This window comes from Pseudomonas sp. FeS53a, assembly GCF_000931385.1.
GTDB lineage: Bacteria > Pseudomonadota > Gammaproteobacteria > Pseudomonadales > Pseudomonadaceae > Metapseudomonas > Metapseudomonas otitidis.
The window spans coordinates 71,767-88,572 of sequence record NZ_JYFT01000021.1 but is presented as its reverse complement, the minus strand read 5'-3'; the positions used below and the strand labels follow the sequence as shown (position 1 = coordinate 88,572).

At 68.4% G+C, this 16,806-nt stretch carries 18 protein-coding genes; 11 read left to right on the top strand and 7 right to left on the bottom strand.

The features are described 5' to 3' along the window. Positions 1 to 13: 13 nt before the first annotated feature. Together SZ55_RS07465 and SZ55_RS07460 are read right to left on the bottom strand one after the other, a co-directional pair. On the bottom strand, positions 14 to 559 hold the full coding sequence (locus tag SZ55_RS07465) for a hypothetical protein (protein ID WP_044403633.1): 546 nt from the start codon (positions 557 to 559) through the stop codon (positions 14 to 16). A gap of 33 nt (positions 560 to 592) precedes the next feature. Beyond that, positions 593 to 2,023 carry a coniferyl aldehyde dehydrogenase gene (locus SZ55_RS07460; RefSeq protein ID WP_044403632.1) on the bottom strand — a complete coding sequence of 477 codons (1,431 nt, stop codon included), beginning with the start codon at positions 2,021 to 2,023 and terminating at the stop codon, positions 593 to 595. 201 nt (positions 2,024 to 2,224) lie between these two features. On the opposite strand from SZ55_RS07460, the gene SZ55_RS07455 reads away from it, so the two are divergent. Continuing rightward, the gene (locus tag SZ55_RS07455) at positions 2,225 to 2,896 is read left to right on the top strand and encodes a TetR/AcrR family transcriptional regulator (RefSeq protein ID WP_044403631.1); all 672 of its coding nucleotides are present in this window, start codon (positions 2,225 to 2,227) and stop codon (positions 2,894 to 2,896) included. A gap of 21 nt (positions 2,897 to 2,917) precedes the next feature. Here the strand turns inward: SZ55_RS07455 and SZ55_RS07450 are convergent, their stop codons facing one another. The 4 genes from SZ55_RS07450 to SZ55_RS07435 are packed head-to-tail and all read right to left on the bottom strand — an operon-like array spanning position 2,918 to position 7,323. Next, positions 2,918 to 3,901 (bottom strand): hydrolase, encoded by a 984-nt coding sequence (locus SZ55_RS07450; RefSeq protein ID WP_044403630.1) that lies wholly within the window; start codon positions 3,899 to 3,901, stop codon positions 2,918 to 2,920. Then, a complete protein-coding gene (rsmD, locus tag SZ55_RS07445) occupies positions 3,898 to 4,494 on the bottom strand; it encodes a 16S rRNA (guanine(966)-N(2))-methyltransferase RsmD (RefSeq protein ID WP_044403629.1) in 597 nt (198 codons plus the stop codon). The genes SZ55_RS07450 and rsmD overlap by 4 nt, the downstream gene beginning before the upstream one ends. Further along, complete coding sequence (locus SZ55_RS07440; protein ID WP_044403628.1) at positions 4,494 to 5,975, bottom strand: M16 family metallopeptidase; 1,482 nt, start codon at positions 5,973 to 5,975, stop codon at positions 4,494 to 4,496. The genes rsmD and SZ55_RS07440 overlap by 1 nt, the downstream gene beginning before the upstream one ends. After that, positions 5,968 to 7,323, bottom strand: a complete 1,356-nt coding sequence (locus SZ55_RS07435; RefSeq protein WP_044403627.1) for a M16 family metallopeptidase — start codon at positions 7,321 to 7,323, stop codon at positions 5,968 to 5,970. The genes SZ55_RS07440 and SZ55_RS07435 overlap by 8 nt, the downstream gene beginning before the upstream one ends. A 141-nt stretch (positions 7,324 to 7,464) precedes the next feature. Between SZ55_RS07435 and ftsY the strand changes: the two genes are divergently transcribed. The 5 genes from ftsY to SZ55_RS07410 all read left to right on the top strand — a co-directional run bounded on the left by ftsY (position 7,465) and on the right by SZ55_RS07410 (position 12,255). Continuing rightward, a complete protein-coding gene (gene ftsY, locus SZ55_RS07430) occupies positions 7,465 to 8,934 on the top strand; it encodes a signal recognition particle-docking protein FtsY (RefSeq protein WP_044403626.1) in 1,470 nt (489 codons plus the stop codon). After that, complete coding sequence (gene ftsE / locus SZ55_RS07425) at positions 8,931 to 9,599, top strand: cell division ATP-binding protein FtsE (protein ID WP_044403625.1); 669 nt, start codon at positions 8,931 to 8,933, stop codon at positions 9,597 to 9,599. The genes ftsY and ftsE overlap by 4 nt, the downstream gene beginning before the upstream one ends. After that, complete coding sequence (gene ftsX, locus SZ55_RS07420; RefSeq protein ID WP_044403624.1) at positions 9,599 to 10,618, top strand: permease-like cell division protein FtsX; 1,020 nt, start codon at positions 9,599 to 9,601, stop codon at positions 10,616 to 10,618. Before ftsE ends, ftsX begins: the two co-directional genes overlap by 1 nt. 115 nt (positions 10,619 to 10,733) lie before the next feature. Then, entirely contained in the window at positions 10,734 to 11,588 is an 855-nt protein-coding gene (gene rpoH / locus SZ55_RS07415) for an RNA polymerase sigma factor RpoH (RefSeq protein WP_044403623.1), read from the top strand. 61 nt (positions 11,589 to 11,649) lie between these two features. After that, on the top strand, positions 11,650 to 12,255 hold the full coding sequence (locus SZ55_RS07410; RefSeq protein ID WP_052807546.1) for a hypothetical protein: 606 nt from the start codon (positions 11,650 to 11,652) through the stop codon (positions 12,253 to 12,255). On the opposite strand, the gene mtgA is transcribed toward SZ55_RS07410, so the two are convergent. Further along, on the bottom strand, positions 12,256 to 12,999 hold the full coding sequence (gene mtgA / locus SZ55_RS07405) for a monofunctional biosynthetic peptidoglycan transglycosylase (protein ID WP_442963695.1): 744 nt from the start codon (positions 12,997 to 12,999) through the stop codon (positions 12,256 to 12,258). It lies immediately after the preceding gene. Positions 13,000 to 13,034: 35 nt separating this feature from the next. On the opposite strand from mtgA, the gene SZ55_RS07400 reads away from it, so the two are divergent. From SZ55_RS07400 to SZ55_RS07380, 5 genes are all read left to right on the top strand, one after another. Continuing rightward, entirely contained in the window at positions 13,035 to 13,412 is a 378-nt protein-coding gene (locus SZ55_RS07400) for a DUF423 domain-containing protein (protein WP_044403621.1), read from the top strand. 112 nt (positions 13,413 to 13,524) lie between these two features. Further along, on the top strand, positions 13,525 to 13,725 hold the full coding sequence (gene thiS / locus SZ55_RS07395; protein ID WP_044403619.1) for a sulfur carrier protein ThiS: 201 nt from the start codon (positions 13,525 to 13,527) through the stop codon (positions 13,723 to 13,725). Positions 13,726 to 13,744: 19 nt separating this feature from the next. Continuing rightward, positions 13,745 to 14,539, top strand: a complete 795-nt coding sequence (locus tag SZ55_RS07390; protein WP_044403617.1) for a thiazole synthase — start codon at positions 13,745 to 13,747, stop codon at positions 14,537 to 14,539. 8 nt (positions 14,540 to 14,547) lie between these two features. Further along, positions 14,548 to 15,264 (top strand): tRNA (guanosine(46)-N7)-methyltransferase TrmB, encoded by a 717-nt coding sequence (trmB, locus tag SZ55_RS07385; protein WP_044403615.1) that lies wholly within the window; start codon positions 14,548 to 14,550, stop codon positions 15,262 to 15,264. 189 nt (positions 15,265 to 15,453) lie between these two features. After that, positions 15,454 to 16,797: a DUF1329 domain-containing protein gene (locus SZ55_RS07380; protein WP_044403613.1), complete on the top strand. Its 1,344-nt coding sequence runs from the start codon at positions 15,454 to 15,456 to the stop codon at positions 16,795 to 16,797. Positions 16,798 to 16,806 lie beyond the last annotated feature (9 nt).

Below are 16,806 nucleotides of genomic sequence, written 5' to 3'. Positions count from 1 at the left end.
GTGGTAGCGGCGCTCAGACGGTCGGCGGACCGGGGTAGCCGCAGTGCGCCCAGGCTTCCTGCCGGCTGTACCAGGCCATCATCACCAGCTGCAGCAGGGAGGCGTGCCCCATCTTCAGCAGGCCGATGAAGCTGTTCTGCCAGCGCGAGAGGAAGGTGCGCACGTCGTCGGCGCTGGCGTTCTCCCAGCTGCCCCAGATGCCGGTGAGCGGGCCCCGGGTTATGGGCAGGGCGAGCACGTCGAACAGCTGCACGGTGAGCTTGAGCATCTCCGGGGAGAGGTGGGCCAGGGCGTTGTCCAGGCTCTGGATGGTGCCGGCGACGGCCTGGGGCATCTGCTCGGCGGTGACGGCACCGGCGAGCATCACCGGGATCAGCGCCTTCAGGCAGGGGAGGTCGGAGTCCCGCAGCACGACCATGCCGTTGGCCGGTGTGGAGGCGGAGCAGCCGGTGAGGGTGGCGGTGACCCCGGCGGTGGCGAGGAATGCGCCGCCGACGAGACCGACTTTCAGCAGGCCGCGCCGGGTAAGCCCCGGCGCTTGGAGGGTGGTGTCTGTCATTGTTGTTGTGACCCCATCAGGTCCCTTGCAGGGTTAGCGAACGAACAGCTTGTAGACCAGTTTCTGAATGGCTTTGCCGTAAGGCGGGTAGATCATCCGGGCGGCGTTGAAGCGTTGCTTGGCGAACACCGCCTTGGCCTTGCTGAAGGTGAGGAAGCCTTCGTGGCCGTGGTAGTGGCCCATGCCGGACGGGCCGATGCCGCCGAAGGGCATGTCGTCCTGGGCGACGTGCAGCAGGGTGTCGTTCAGGCAGACGCCGCCGGAGTGGGTCTGCTCCAGCACGTGCTGCTGCTCGCGCTTGTCGTAGCCGAAGTAGTAGAGGGCCAGCGGGCGCGGGCGCTGGTTGACGTAGGCGAGGGCGTCGTCGAGGCGGTCGTAGGGCACCACCGGCAGCAGCGGGCCGAAGATCTCGTCCTGCATCAGCTTCATGTCGTCGTTCACGTCCAGCACCAGGGTATGGGCCAGGCGGCGGGCCTGGTCGCCGGGGAACAGCGGGATGAGCCGCGCGCCCTTGGCTTCGGCGTCCTGCAGGTAGCCCTTCAGGCGCTGCAGCTGGCGCTCGTTGATGATGGCGGTGTAGTCGGGGTTGTCCGCCAGCTTCGGATAGAAGCGGTTGACCGCCTCGCGGTAGGCGTCGATGAAGCCCTGCACACGGTCCCGCGGGACCAGCACGTAGTCGGGGGCGACGCAGGTCTGGCCGGCGTTCATGGTCTTGCCGAAGGCGATGCGTTCGGCGGCGTCCGCCAGGGGGACGCCGGCGGAGACGATGGCCGGCGACTTGCCGCCCAGCTCCAGGGTCACCGGGGTGAGGTTCTCGGCGGCGGCGCGCATCACGTGGCGGCCGATGCTGGTGGCACCGGTGAACAGCAGGTGGTCGAAGGGCAGCTTGGAGAAGGCGACGCCCACATCGGCCTCGCCCAGTACCACGGCGACCTGGTCCTCGGGGAAGATGCGTGCCATCAGCTCCTTGAACAGCTGGGAGGTGGCCGGTGTGGATTCGCTCATCTTGATCATCACCCGGTTGCCGGCGGCCAGCGCACCCACCAGCGGGCCGATGGCGAGGAACAGCGGGTAGTTCCACGGCACGATCACGCCGACCACGCCCAGGGGCTGGTAGACCACCTTGGCGGAGGCGGGCTGGAAGGCCAGGCCGACGGCGCGGCGGGAGGGCTTCATCCAGCGGCGGATGCGGCGGCGGGCGTAGTGGATGCCGTGCAGGCTGGGCATGATCTCGGCCAGCAGGGTCTCGTCCGCCGAGCGGTTGCTGAAATCCTGGCTGACGGCGCGGATCAGGGCGTCCTGCTCGTTGAAGATCAGGTCGCGCAGCGACTGCAGCCACTGCATGCGCTGCTCGGCGCTGGGCATCGGGTGGTTGCCATAGGCGGCACGTTGGCGGGCGAACAGTTCTTCCAGCTGGCTGATCTGCTGCTGGGTCTGCTGCAGGTAGGCGACATCGGCGACCATGGCGGCACCTCTTCGTTATTGTTGGACATGCCGATTTCTAGAGTAATTGCTCTAGAGTGTCAAATAGCATGACGCGGCCGGCCGACGCTTGCCTACCAAACGAAAAGTTGGGCTGCCCGCCCCCGGGGCGCCGATTCCCGGCCTCTGGGTAGTTTTGTTACCCTCGGCCACCTTTTTGGCGCCTGTGAGACCGACCCGCCCATGGCCCCACGCATCAAGACCCGCGAACGCATCGTGCAGAGCAGCCTGGAGCTGTTCAACGCCCAGGGCGAGCGGACGGTCACCACCAACCACATCGCCGCGCACCTGGGGATGTCACCGGGCAACCTGTACTACCACTTCCGCAACAAGCAGATGATCATCGCGGAGCTGTTCGCCGAGTACGAGGCGCGGGTGGACACCTTCCTGCGCCTGCCCCAGGACAGGCCGCTGAACATGGACGACAAGACCTTCTACCTGGAGGCGCTGCTGGCGGCCATGTGGCACTACCGCTTCCTGCACCGCGACCTGGAGCACCTGCTGGAGTCCGATGACGAACTGGCGGCGCGTTACCGGGTGTTCGCCCAGCGCTGCCTGGGACATGCCCAGGCGATCTACCGGGGCTTCGTCGAGGTGGGGATCCTGCGCATGGATGCAGCGCAGATCGAGGCGCTGGCGCTGAACAGCTGGATCATCATGACCTCCTGGGTGCGCTTCCTCTGCACCACCCGCAGCGCCCCGGGCGACCTGGACCAGCGCCTGCTGATGCGCGGCATCTACCAGGTGCTGGCGCTGGAGGCGGGCTACGTCACCGAGGGCTGCCGGGAGGCCGTGGCGGCACTCCAGGCCCGGTTGTTCGTGCCGCTGGAGCAGGTGGTGCCGCCGCTGGGCTGACGTTGGCCTGGCGCAGGCCTGTCAGCGCGGCAGCGCGGCCAGCCAGGCGGGGATGCGCCGTTCCAGGTAGTAGTCGGGCTGGCGCGGCGAGCCGCCGATGAAGCCCACATGACCCCCTTTGTCGTGCAGCTCCAGCCGGGTGCTGGCGGACAGCTCGTGGGCCTCCGGCACGCTGTGGCGGAACACGAAGGGGTCGTCCGCCGACTGGATCAGCAGCGTCGGCACGCGGATGGCACCGAGGAAGAAGCGGCTGGAGGCGCGCCGGTAGTAGTCGTCGGCATCGGCGTAGCCGTGCAGCGGCGCGGTGATGCGCCCATCGAAGTCCCAGAAGGTGCGCAGGCCGTCCAGCGGGCCGAGCTGCTCCAGCACCGACAGGCGGTCGGCCATGCCCTGGTGGGCGAACAGACGCTGCTTGTCGCGCACGTAGGCGACCATCTCGCGCATGAAGTGCCGCTGGTAGACCCTGGAGAAGCCCAGGCCGATGCGGTCGGCGCACTGGTCCAGGCGGAACGGCACCGACACCGCCACAGCGCCCTGCAGCGGGCAGGCCTCGCCGGACTCCCCCAGGTACTTCAGCAGCACGTTGCCGCCCAGGGAGTAGCCCACCGCGTGGAGCGGCGCCAGGGGGCGGGTGCGGCGCAGGTGTTCCACGGTGGCGGCCAGGTCTTCGCTGGCGCCGGAGTGGTAGCCCCGGGGCAGCAGGTTGGGCTCGCCGGAGCAGCCGCGCCAGTTGATCGCCACGCTGGCCCAGCCCTGCTCCGCCAGGCGCTGCTGCAGGCCGAGCACGTAGAGCGAGCTGGACGAGCCGGTCAGCCCGTGGAGCACCAGCACCAGCGGGGCATGGGCGTCATGGGGGCCGTACCAGTCCAGGTCGATGAAGTCGCCATCCTCCAGCCACAGGCGCTCGCGCTGGCGTTCCAGCCGGGGCGGGTTGCGGAAGAAGGGCGACCACAGCGTCTGCAGGTGTGGGCCGGGCAGCCACCAGGCGGGGCGGAAGTCGTTCACGCGGTGCGGTGCCAGAGGGCGTAGTGGACGTTGCCGGTCTTCTTCTCCCGGTGCAGCCGCCAGTTGCCGGGCAGGCCGAGGGAGGAAGGTGCGGCTTCGCTTTCGGTGTAGACCCAGGCGTCGTTGGCCAGCCAGCCACGCTCTTCCAGCAACGTGCACACCGGTTGCAGCAGGCCGAGGTTGAACGGCGGGTCGAGGAACACCAGGTCGTAGGGCGTCGTGGCCTGGTTGGCCAGGTAGCGCAGGGCGTCGGCCTGCAGCAGTTGGCCGGTGCCGCAGCGCAGGGTGTCCAGGGTGCCGCGCAGGGCGGCCACCGAGTCGGGGTTGAGGTCCAGCGCCAGCGCTTCGCGGGCGCCACGGGAGAGTGCCTCCAGGTAGAGCGCGCCGCTGCCGGTGAAGGGGTCCAGCACCCGCGCGCCCTCTATATAGGGGGCGAGCCAGTTGAACAGCGTTTCGCGGACGCGGTCAGGCGTCGGGCGCAGGCCGGGACCGTCGGGGAAGGCGAAGCGGCGCGAACGCCACTCGCCGCCGATGATGCGCAGCTGGCCCTGGCCGCCATGGGCCGAGGGCTTCTTCGGGGTACGTGTGGCCATCAGTGCTCCGGGATGCCAAAGCTGGGTTTGAAGCGCTTCTCGGTCGGTGCCGGCAGTTCCTTCTGGGGAACCGTGGGGCCGGCGGTGACGATGATGAAGCGGTCCGGGTCGAGGTGGCGGGCCATGGCCGCTTTCACCTGCTCGACGCTGAGGCCCTGGACCTGCTTCATGAAGTCCTCCAGGTAGGTCAGCGGCAGGCCGTAGAAGCCGATGGCGCCCAGTTGGCCGACGATGTCGGCGTTGCTGGCGGTGGACAGCGGGAAACTGCCGGCCAGTTCGCGCTTGGCGTCGTCCAGTTCCTTCTGGGTCGGGCCCTGGGCCAGGTAGTCGCGGACGATGTCCTTGACCAGCTTGAGGGTGCCGTCGCTGAGTTCGGCGCGGGTCTGCAGGCCGATCATGAACGGGCCCTGCACCTGCATGGCGGTGAAGCCGGAGCTGACGCCGTAGGTGAGGCCGCGCTTCTCCCGCACTTCTTCCATCAGGCGGGTGCCGAAGCCACCGCCACCGAGGATCTGGTTGCCCAGGTAGAGCGCGGCGTAGTCCGGTTCGGCGCGGTCGATGCCGAGCTGGGCCAGCAGCAGGTGGGTCTGCGCCGAGGGGAACTCGATGTGGGTGGTGCTTGGCTCCGGCACCTTGGGCGCCTCGGTCCTGGCCAGGCGCGGGCCCTTGGGCAGCGCCTGGGAGACGCGATTGGCGATGGCCTCGGCTTCCTCGCGGGAGAGGTCGCCGACCAAGGCGATCACCACGTTGCCGGCGGCGTAGCCCTTCTGGTGGAAGGCCTTGAGCTGGGCGACGGTGATGCCCGGCACGCTCTTCGCGTCGCCTTCGCTGGGGTGGGCGTAGGGGTGCTGGCCGTAGAGCTTCTCGAACAGGGCGAGGCCGGCGAGCTTGCCGGGGTTCTGCTTCTGGTACTCGAAGCCGGCGAGCATCTGGTTCTTGATGCGGGCCAGGGAGTCCTCGGGGAAGGTCGGCGCGCCCACCACCTGGGTGAACAGCTCCAGGGCCGGCTCGCGCTGGGCCGGGTCGGTGAGGCTGCGCAGGCCGGCGATGGCCATGTCGCGGTAGGCACCGTTGCTGAAGTCCGCGCCCAGGCCTTCGAAGCCCTGGGCGATGGCGGTAACGTCCTTGCCCTTCACGCCTTCGTTGAGCATGGCGTTGGTCAGGGTGGCCAGGCCGGGGGTGTCACCGTCCTGGCTGCTGCCGGCGGCGAAGGTCAGGCGCAGGTCGAACATCGGCAACTCGGGGGCAGCGACGAACAGCACCCGGGCGCCTTCGGCGGTTTCCCACTGCTGGATGTCCAGCTTGCGGCTGGCCGGGGCCTTACCATCGAGTTCGGCGATGGAGGCCAGCTTGGGGGCGTCGCTCGCCTCGGTGGCGGCCACGGCCTCCCCGGGGCGGTTGACGATCAGGACGAGCACGCCCAGCAGGGCGATCAGGGCCAGGCCGAGCAGGCCGTAACGCAGGCCGTTGCGCTCACTCATGGCGGGGTTCCTCGGGCAGTACGTGGGCGACGCTGAGGCGGTCGCGGGTGAAGAAGGTGCGGGCGGCGGCCTGGATATCCGCCGGGGTGACGGCTTCCAGGGCAGCGAGGTCCTGGTCCATCAGGCGCCAGGACAGGCCGACGGTCTCCAGCTGGCCGATGGTGGTGGCCTGGCTGGTGATGGAGTCGCGCTCGTAGACCAGGCCGGCGATCACCTGGGCGCGCACGCGCTGGAGCTCGTCCTCGCTGGGCGGCGTCTGCTTGAGGGCCTCCAGCTCGCGCCAGAGGCCGGCTTCGGCCTGCTCCAGGGTCTTGCCCTTCTGGGCGTTGGGGGTGGCGCTGAGGGTGAACAGGCTGTCGCCCCGGCTGTAGCCGTCGTAGCTGGCGGATGCGCCGCTCACCAGTTCTTCGCCGCGCTCCAGGTGGCTGGGCAGGCGCGCGCTGTAGCCGCCGTCGAGCAGGGCCGAGGCCAGGCGCAGGGCGTGCACCTGGCGGGCGTCCTTGGCGGTGGCCAGGCTGGGCACGTTGAAGGCCATCATCAGGCTGGGCAGCTGGGTCTTCACGTGCACGACGAGGCGTCGCTCGCCGGGCGTGGGCAGCTCCAGGGGCTGCTTCGCCGGCGGCACCGGGCGCGCGGGGATGGCGCCGAACCAGCGCTGGGCCAGGGCCTTGACCTCGTCACCGGTGACGTCGCCGACCACCACCAGGGTGGCGTTGTTGGGCACGTACCAGGCCTCGTACCAATGGCGCAGCTCCTCGACCTTCATGCGTTCGAGGTCGGCCATCCAGCCGATGGTGGGGGTGTGGTAGCCGCTGGCCGGGTAGGCCATGGCCTTGAAGCGTTCGAAGGCCTTGGCGCCGGGGCGGTCGTCGGTGCGCAGGCGGCGCTCTTCCTTGATCACCTCGATCTCGCGCTGGAACTCCTCGGGCGGCAGGCGGAGGCTGGCCATGCGGTCGGCCTCCAGCTCGAAGGCCACGCCGAGGCGGTCCTTGGCCAGCACCTGGTAGTAGGCGGTGTAGTCGTCGCTGGTGAAGGCGTTCTCCTCCGCGCCGAGGTCGCGCAGGACGAGGGATGCCTCGCCGGGGCCGAGCTTGCTGCTGCCCTTGAACATCATGTGTTCGAGGGCGTGGGAGAGGCCGGTCTGGCCGGGCGTTTCGTAGCTGGAGCCGACCTTGTACCAAAGTTGTGAAACCACCACGGGGGCCCTGTGGTCTTCTCTGACGATGACTTTCAGGCCGTTTTCGAGGGTGTATTCATGGGTGGGTTGGGTCTCGGCGGCGAAGGCCGCCATGGGCAGCAACAGGCTGCCGAGCAGCAGGCCGGTGGCCTGGCGGGTGATCGCTTTCATCAATACTGGGGACCTGTCCGACGGGCCCGCGGGGCGTACCGCCTGCGGGCGAAGAGGTGCTAGGATACTCCATCCTTTTCCGGCGCGGCCAAGCTGTCGGGCCAGGCCCGCAGCGGCCGCTCCTTGAGATGCAAGCTACCCATGTTTGGTTCCAACGACGACAAGAAGACGCCGGCCGAGTCGGCCGAGAAAAAATCCCTGTTCGGCTGGTTCCGCCGCAAGTCCCAGGACGCGGCGCCGGCCCAGCCCGAGCCCACCCCTGAGGCCGCACCGGCCGTCGAAACCGCCGAGGTTCCGACGCCCGCTCCGGCGTCCGAGTCGGTGAGCGCCGCTCAGCCCGAGCCGGTTGCGCCCGCGCCCATCGTCCCCGAGCCTGCTGCACCTGCACCTGCACCTGCACCTGCACCTGCACCTGCACCTGCACCTGCACCTGCACCGGAAGTGGTCGCCCCCGCCGAGCCGACGGTACTCGTCGAACCGGTTGCGCCGGTCGAGCCCGTCGCGGCCCAGACCGAGCAGCCCGTTGCAGAGGCCCCCGCCGTGGTGCCCTCGCCGGCGCCGGTTGCCGTGCCGGTTGCGCCGCTGCCCGAGGCGGCGGCGGTTATTCCGGCTGCCGAGGCTCAGCCCGTGGCCGGGGCCGTCCCCGAGGCGGCTGTACCGGTGGCCGCCGAGCCGGCCCGCGCCGGCTTCTTCGCCCGCCTCAAGCAGGGTCTGTCGAAGACCAGCGCCAGCATCGGCGAGGGCATGGCCAGCCTGTTCCTCGGGCGCAAGGCCATCGATGACGACCTGCTGGACGAGATCGAGACCCGCCTGCTGACCGCCGACGTCGGCGTCGAGGCCACCACCTCCATCGTCCAGAGCCTGACCCAGAAGGTCGCGCGCAAGCAGCTGGCCGACGCCGATGCGCTGTACAAGGCGCTGCAGGACGAGCTGGCCAGCCTGCTCAAGCCCGTCGAGCAGAAGCTGGTGATCGACAGCGCCAAGCGCCCCTACGTGATCCTCGTGGTCGGCGTGAACGGCGTCGGCAAGACCACCACCATCGGCAAGCTGGCCAAGAAGCTGCAGCTGGAGGGCAAGAAGGTCATGCTCGCCGCCGGTGACACCTTCCGCGCCGCTGCCGTCGAGCAGCTGCAGGTGTGGGGCGAGCGCAACAACATCGCCGTCATCGCCCAGCACACCGGCGCCGACTCCGCCTCGGTGATCTTCGACGCCGTGCAGGCCGCCAAGGCCCGTGGTGTGGATGTGCTGATCGCCGACACCGCCGGGCGCCTGCACACCAAGGACAACCTCATGGAGGAGCTGAAGAAGGTGCGCCGCGTGATCGGCAAGCTGGACGAGACCGCTCCCCACGAAGTGCTGCTGGTGCTGGACGCCGGCACCGGCCAGAACGCCATCAACCAGGCCAAGCAGTTCCACCAGGCGGTGAGCCTGTCGGGCCTTGCGCTGACCAAGCTGGACGGCACCGCCAAGGGCGGCGTGATCTTCGCCCTGGCCAAGCAGTTCGCCCTGCCGATCCGCTACATCGGCGTCGGCGAGGGCATCGACGACCTGCGCGACTTCGAGGCCGAGGCCTTCGTCCGCGCCCTGTTCGCCGAGCAGGAGCGCGCATGATCCGCTTCGAGCAGGTCGGCAAGCGCTATCCCAATGGCCATGTCGGCCTGCATGAACTGAGTTTCCGCGTCCGCCGGGGCGAGTTCCTCTTCGTCACCGGCCACTCCGGCGCCGGCAAGAGCACCCTGCTGCGGCTGCTGCTGGCCATGGAGCGTCCCACCACCGGCAAGCTGCTGCTGGCTGGGCAGGACCTTTCCACCATCACCAACTCTCAGATCCCCTTCCTGCGCCGGCAGATCGGTGTGGTGTTCCAGAACCACCAGCTGCTGTTCGACCGCACCGTGTTCGACAACGTGGCGCTGCCGCTGCAGATCCACGGCCTGTCCAAGCCGGAGATCGCCAAGCGCGTGGGCATTGCCCTGGAGCGCGTGTCCCTGTCGGACAAGGCCGAGCTGTTCCCGGCCGACCTGTCTACCGGCCAGCAGCAGCGCGTGGGCATCGCCCGCGCCGTGGTGCATCGCCCGGCCCTGCTGCTGGCGGACGAACCCACCGGCAACCTGGACCCGCGCCTGGCCGCCGAGATCATGGGCGTTTTCGAGGACATCAACCGCTTGGGCACCACGGTTCTGATCGCCAGCCACGACCTGGCACTGATCGCCCGCATGCGCCACCGCATGCTGACCCTGCAACGCGGCCGCCTGATCGGCGACGGGGAGGCCGGCTGATGAGCGCATCCCGCATGCCGCCACCCAAGCCCGCCGAGCGCGTGGGCGCCACGGCCCGTCCCGAGGAGCCGCAGAAAGACGGCGATGACGGCCCGGATTTCCGCACCCTGCTGGCGGCCTGGCTGGAAAGCCACCGTGCCAGCCTGATGGACAGCCTGCGCCGCCTGGGCCGGCAGCCCATCGGCAGCTTCTTCACCAGCCTGGTGATGGCCATTGCCCTGAGCCTGCCCATGGGGCTGTCGCTGCTGCTCAACAACGTCGAACGCCTGGGCGGCTCCTGGCAGCGCGCGGCGCAGATCTCTCTGTTCCTGCAGATGGATGCAAGCGAAGCCGACGGTCGCAAGCTGCGCGACGAGATCACCGGCATGCCCGACGTGGCCGAAGCCGAGTGGATCAGCCGCGAGCAGGCGCTGGAAGAGTTCCAGCAGCAGACTGGCCTGGGCCAGGCACTCAAGGAGCTGCCGGAGAACCCCTTGCCCGGCGTGATCCTGGTGACGCCCAAGGAAGTCGACAAGACCACCCTGGAAGCCCTGCGCCTGCGCCTGGCCGAGCTGCCCCGGGTGCAGCAGGCCCAGCTCGACCTGGTGTGGGTCGAGCGCCTGAGCGCCATCCTCAAGCTGGGCGAGCGTTTCATCTTCGGGCTCACCGTGCTGCTGGTGCTGGCGCTGTTGCTGGTGATCGGCAACACCATCCGCCTGCACATCGAGAACCGCCGGATCGAGATCGAAGTGATCAAGCTGGTGGGTGGAACCGACAGCTACGTGCGGCGTCCCTTCCTTTATATGGGCGCGCTGTATGGCGTGGGTGCCGGCCTGCTGGCCTGGCTGGTGCTGGCCTACGGGCTGGACTGGCTGAACGACGCCGTGGTGCGCCTGGCCGGTTTGTACGGCAGTGACTTCGCCCTTGCCGGCGTGCCGCTGGGCGACGGATTGTCGCTGTTGCTCGGCGCCATCCTGCTGGGCTACATCGGCGCCTGGCTGGCGGTGGCGCGCCACCTCAGCGAGCTGGCGCCGCGCTAGCGGAACCGCCCCGGGACGGGGGCGGAAACGAGGGGTGTAACGAAACTTTTACGCCCCCTTGCAGTCATAAAGGCCAGTGCTACACTGCGCGAGCTTAGTGAATCGGAGGATTCGCATGACCACTTCCCTGCAACCTGTCTATGCTCTGGCCCCCGGTGCGAACCTGGATGCCTACGTGCATGCAGTCAACGGCATCCCGCTGCTGACGGTCGAACAGGAGCGCGAACTGGCCGAACGCCTCTTCTACCAACAGGATCTGGAAGCGGCGCGGCAAATGGTGTTGGCGCACCTGCGCTTCGTTGTACACATCGCCAAGAGTTATTCCGGTTACGGCCTGGCCCAGGCCGACCTGATCCAGGAAGGCAACGTCGGCCTGATGAAGGCCGTGAAGCGCTTCAACCCCGAGATGGGCGTGCGCCTAGTGTCCTTCGCGGTGCACTGGATCAAGGCCGAGATCCACGAGTTCATCCTGCGCAACTGGCGCATCGTCAAGGTCGCCACCACCAAGGCGCAGCGCAAGCTGTTCTTCAACCTGCGCAGCCAGAAGAAGCGCCTGTCCTGGCTGAACAACGAAGAAGTCCATGCCGTGGCCCAGAGCCTGGGCGTGGAACCCCATGAAGTACGCGAGATGGAAAGCCGGCTGACCGGCCATGATATGGCCTTCGACCCGGCGGCGGATGCCGACGACGACGCGGCCTACCAGTCCCCCGCGCACTACCTGGAAGACCACCGCTACGACCCGGCGCGTCAGCTGGAGGAAGCGGACTGGAGCGACAGCTCCACCGCCAACCTGCACGAAGCGCTGGAAGGCCTGGACGAGCGCAGCCGCGACATCCTCTACCAGCGCTGGCTGGCCGAGGAGAAGGCCACGCTGCACGACCTGGCCGCCAAGTACAACGTCTCCGCCGAGCGTATTCGCCAGCTGGAGAAGAACGCGATGAACAAGCTCAAGGGCTTCATCCAGGCCTGAGCCGTCGCATGATCGAAAGCCGCCCCAACGGGCGGCTTTTTTCTGTCCGGAGAAATCGACCATGGCGATGCCGTCCCTGCGCCCCGCCCAAGGCGTGTTGTTTGTGCTGGTAGCCGTGCTGTTCTTCGGCCTGGCGATGTGGATGCAGCGGGGTGGCGAGCCCGCCGCCCCCCTGGCCTGCCTGGAAGCCTGGCAATCGCCGCTGCTGGAACCCATGGCCGAAGGCACGCTGACCCTGGCGGCGCTGGACGGCCAGGCCCACGGCGAGCTCTGGCTGCGCAACGCCGGCGAAGGCCCGCAACTGCTGTTCCGCAGCGAAGGGGAAGGCGAGGACGCATGCAACCTGGAGGGTGAACTGGCCCTGGACGATGCCGAGCGCGCGAGCCTGCTCAAGGCCCTGGGCGGACACTCCCCGGAGGGCGAGCAGCCCCTCAGCCGGCAGATGCTGGACCAACTGGGGCAGCACCGCTTGTCGGCCCTGGAAGTCCGTCCCCAGCAACTGCCGGACGCGGAGCGGCTGGTGGCCAGCGTCGGCCAGCCCCGCCTGCGGCTCCAGTTGGGGGTGGGAGAAGCCTGGGTCTACCCGGTGGAAGGCCTGACTGCCCAGGTGGTGGATGGCCAGGTGCACCGCATCCGCGTGGTGCCACGCGCCACCCTCAAGCAGTGATCAGAACGGCACGGCCGGCTTGAGCTGCTCCAGGTACTGGCTGCCCCCCAGCTGGCTCATCTGCTGGCGGATCCATCCGGCGCGGCGGGCGACGTAGCTGCCCGGGCGCCCGGCATTCCATTCCCGGGGGTTGGGCAGCACGGCGGCCAGCAGGCTGGCCTGGCGCCGTGACAGGTAGGGCGCGCCGATGCCGAAGTGGTGGCGTGCGGCGGCCTCGGCGCCGAACACGCCGTCACCCCATTCCACGCTGTTGAGGTAGACCTCGAGGATGCGCTGCTTCGGCCAGAGCGTCTCGATCAGCACCGTGAACCAGGCCTCCAGCCCCTTGCGTAGCCAGCTGCGGCCGGACCAGAGGAACAGGTTCTTGGCCACCTGCTGGCTCAGGGTGCTGGCCCCGCGCAGGGAGCCGCCGCGCTCGTTGTGTGCCAGGGCAGCACGGATGGCGGGTACGTCGAAGCCCCAGTGCTCGGCGAACTTCTGATCCTCGGCAGCGATCACCGCCACCTTCAGGTCGTCGGGCAGTTCCTTCCAGGGACGCCAGGTGCGCTGCAGGTCGATGGGTTCGCCATCGATCCACGACTCCACCTTGCGCTCCACCATGATCATGCTGCCGGGCGGCGGCACCCAGCGGAACAGCAGCACCAGCAGGACGGAACCGGCGGCGAACCAGATCAGCAGCTTGAACAGGCGACGACTCAGGGATCGGATCATGCGTGACTTGGCCTGGGCGGGTTGGCGCGCCATTATAGCGGCCGCTCTCATCCTGTCTGGAGTGCCCAATGGCCCGGTTGTTCCTGCTGCTCGCCGCTTTCACCGGCTTCACCGGCGTCGCCCTCGGCGCTTTCGCTGCCCACGGCCTCAAGGCCCGGCTGAGCCCGGAGCACCTGGCGGTGTTCCAGACCGGCACCCACTACCAGCTGATCCACGCCCTGGCGCTGTTCGGCGTCGCCCTGCTCAGCCTCCATGCACCGCGGCGCCTGGTGAACGCAGCCGGCGGCTGCTTCGCCCTCGGCATCCTGCTGTTCTCCGGCAGCCTCTACCTGCTCACCCTCAGCGGCATCGGCAAGCTGGGCATCATCACCCCCTTCGGTGGCGTGTCCTTCCTGGCCGGCTGGCTGTGCCTGGGGCTCGCTGCGTGGCGCCTCGCCGCGCGCTGAAGCAGGCCTGACCCTGGCGTCAAAAAGCAGGACGAATGGCGTCATTCAGCCTTGGTCATCCCCAGGGTTCGGGGCTAGAATGCGGGCCCCCCAATGTTGTGACCGTCCCGTCATGCGCATCCAGTTGAACGGCGAATCCCACGAACTGCCCGACGGCCTGACCGTCGCGGACCTGATCGTCCGACTCGACCTGGCTGGCCGCCGTGTCGCGGTCGAGCTCAACCTCGACATCGTGCCGCGCAGCCAGCATGCCGCCACCGTCCTGCGCGATGGCGACCAGGTGGAAGTGGTACACGCCATCGGAGGCGGCTAGCCGCCCGCAAGGAGTCCACATGAGTCAGAAGCCGATCGACAAGCCATTCACCCTGGCAGGTCGGACCTATGAGTCGCGCCTGCTGGTCGGCACCGGCAAGTACAAGGACCTCGACGAGACCCGTCTGGCCATCGAGGCCTCCGGCGCCGAGATCGTCACCGTGGCGGTGCGCCGCACCAACATCGGCCAGAACCCCGGCGAGCCCAACCTGCTCGACGTGATTCCGCCCAGCCGCTACACCATCCTGCCGAACACCGCTGGCTGCTACGACGCCATCGAGGCCGTGCGCACCTGCCGCCTGGCCCGTGAGCTGCTGGATGGCCACAACCTGGTGAAGCTGGAAGTCCTGGCCGACCAGAAGACCCTCTTCCCCAACGTCATCGAGACCCTCAAGGCTGCCGAAGTGCTGGTCAAGGAAGGTTTCGACGTGATGGTGTACACCAGCGACGACCCCATCGTCGCCCGCCAGCTGGCCGAGATCGGCTGCATCGCCATCATGCCCCTGGCCGGCCTGATCGGCTCCGGCCTCGGCATCTGCAACCCCTACAACCTGCGGATCATCCTCGAGGAGACCCGCGTGCCCGTGCTGGTCGACGCCGGTGTCGGCACCGCCTCCGACGCCACCATCGCCATGGAGATGGGCTGCGACGCGGTGCTGATGAACAGCGCCATCGCCCACGCCCAGGACCCGGTGATGATGGGCGAAGCCATGAAGCACGCCATCGTCGCCGGCCGCCTGGCCTACCTGGCCGGCCGCATGCCCCGCAAGCTCTACGCCAGCGCCTCCTCGCCGCTGGATGGTCTGATTCGCTGAGAACCTCCATGACTGAACAGCTGGATTCGCCGAACGAGAACGGCGAAGTACGCCACCGCACCATCAAGAGCTTCGTGATGCGCGCCGGCCGCATGACCGACGGCCAGCAGCGCGGGCTCGACCAGGGCCTGCCGCGCTTCGGCCTGGAGCTGGCCGACGGCCTGCAGGACTTCGACGCGGTGTTCGGACGCCGCGCACCGCGCACCTTCGAGATCGGCTTCGGCATGGGGCACTCGACCCTGGAAATGGCCGCTGCCTCGCGGGACGAGGACTTCATCGGCGTCGAGGTGCACCGCCCCGGCGTCGGCGCGCTGCTCAACGGCATGCTGACCCAGAACCTCGACAACATCCGCGTCTACACCTGCGATGCCCTCGAAGTCCTGCGGGACTGCGTCGCCGACGCCAGCCTCGACCGCGTCCTGCTGTTCTTCCCGGACCCGTGGCACAAGGCCCGCCATCACAAGCGCCGTATCGTCCAGCCCAGCTTCGCCGAGCTGGTGCGCAGCAAGCTCAAGGTCGGCGGCGTGCTGCACATGGCCACCGACTGGGAACACTACGCCGAGCACATGCTCGAGGTGATGAATGCCGCCCCGGGCTACCGCAACCTCGCCGAGGACGGCCGCTACGTGCCGCGCCCCGAAGAGCGCCCGGTGACCAAGTTCGAACGCCGTGGCGAGCGCCTCGGCCACGGTGTCTGGGACCTGAAGTTCCAGCGCATCGACTGATCCACCGCAGTACCCGCCCCGTGCCCTGGCAGCACGGGGCATTCAGGAACGACCCCATACACAGACCGGGACCACCCGGCCGCCAGGACGGCACCCCTCACCTGATCCGACACTGAACAGGCCCCGCCCCGCCGGCGGTGGCACAAGAACAAGAGCGACGCCACCCGTGAGCGCCGCGAGGAGAAGGCTGTGTTGAGAAAGTTAGCAATTCTGCTGCTGGCGTCCTGCGCCCTGCAGGCCCAGGCCAAGGTCGACGCCGACCAGGCCGCGCGTTTGGGAGGGGAGCTGACGCCGCTGGGCGGCCAGCGCGCCGGCAACGCCGAGGGTTCCATTCCCGCCTGGGACGGCGGCCTGTCCACCCCGCCCGCCAGCTACCAGCCGGGCATGCACCACCCCGATCCCTACGCCGGCGAATCGCCCAAGTACGTGATCACGGCCCGCAATGCCAGCCAGTACGCCGCGCACCTGCCTGCCGGCCTGAAGGCGCTGGTGGAGACCTACCCCGACTATTCCATCCGGGTCTTCCCGACCCACCGCAGCGCGGCCGCCCCCCAGCGCATCTACGACGCGACCCGCCTCAACGCCCTCAATGGCGAACTGATCGCCGGCGGCAACGGCGTGCAGGGCGTGGCGGCGGGCATCCCGTTCCCGATCCCGGCCAGCGGGCTGGAGGTGATCTGGAACCACATCCTGCGCTACCGCGGTGACCAGATCCATTTCGTCACCAATCAGGCGGCGGTGCTGGCCAACGGCAGCTACAACCTGCTGAAGCTGGATCGCAACATCTACTTCGTCTACGGTCGCGACGGCGTGACCCCGAAGGACCTGGAAAACACCATCTTCTATTACAAGTACGCGGTGGTGGCCCCGGCCAAGCTCGCGGGCTCGGCGCTGGTGGTGCAGGAAACCCTCGACCAGGTGCTGTCCATCCGCAAGGCCTGGCGCTTCAACCGGGGTGAGCGTCGCGTCCGCCGCCTGCCGATGCTGGCCTACGACACCCTGCAGCCGGACACCAACGGCATGGCCACCGCCGACGTGGTCGACTCCTACAACGGTGCGCCGGAACGCTACGACTGGACGCTGGTGGGCAAGCAGGAAATGCTCGTGCCGTACAACAGCTACGCCGTGCACCAGAAGGGCATCCCCTACGATCAGATCCTCAAGACCAAGTTCGTCAACCCGGACCTGCTGCGCTACGAGCTGCACCGCGTCTGGATCGTCGAAGCCTCGCTGCGCAAGGGCTTCACCCACCCCTACGCCAAGCGCCGTTTCTACATCGACGAGGACAGCTGGCAGATCCTCGCGGTGGACCTGTACGACAAGGACGGAAAACTGACCGGCCTGCAGGAAAGTCACCCGATCAGCTACTACGATGTCCCCATGTTCGGCAGCACCCTGGAGACCATCTACGACTTCGCCGGCTCGCGCTATTTCGCCGATGGCCTGGACAACAACGAACCGATGTACGACTTCAAGGCGCCCCTCGGCCCGCGTGACTTCACGCCCCAGGCCCTGCGCCGTGAAGGCAACTGATATTCCGGC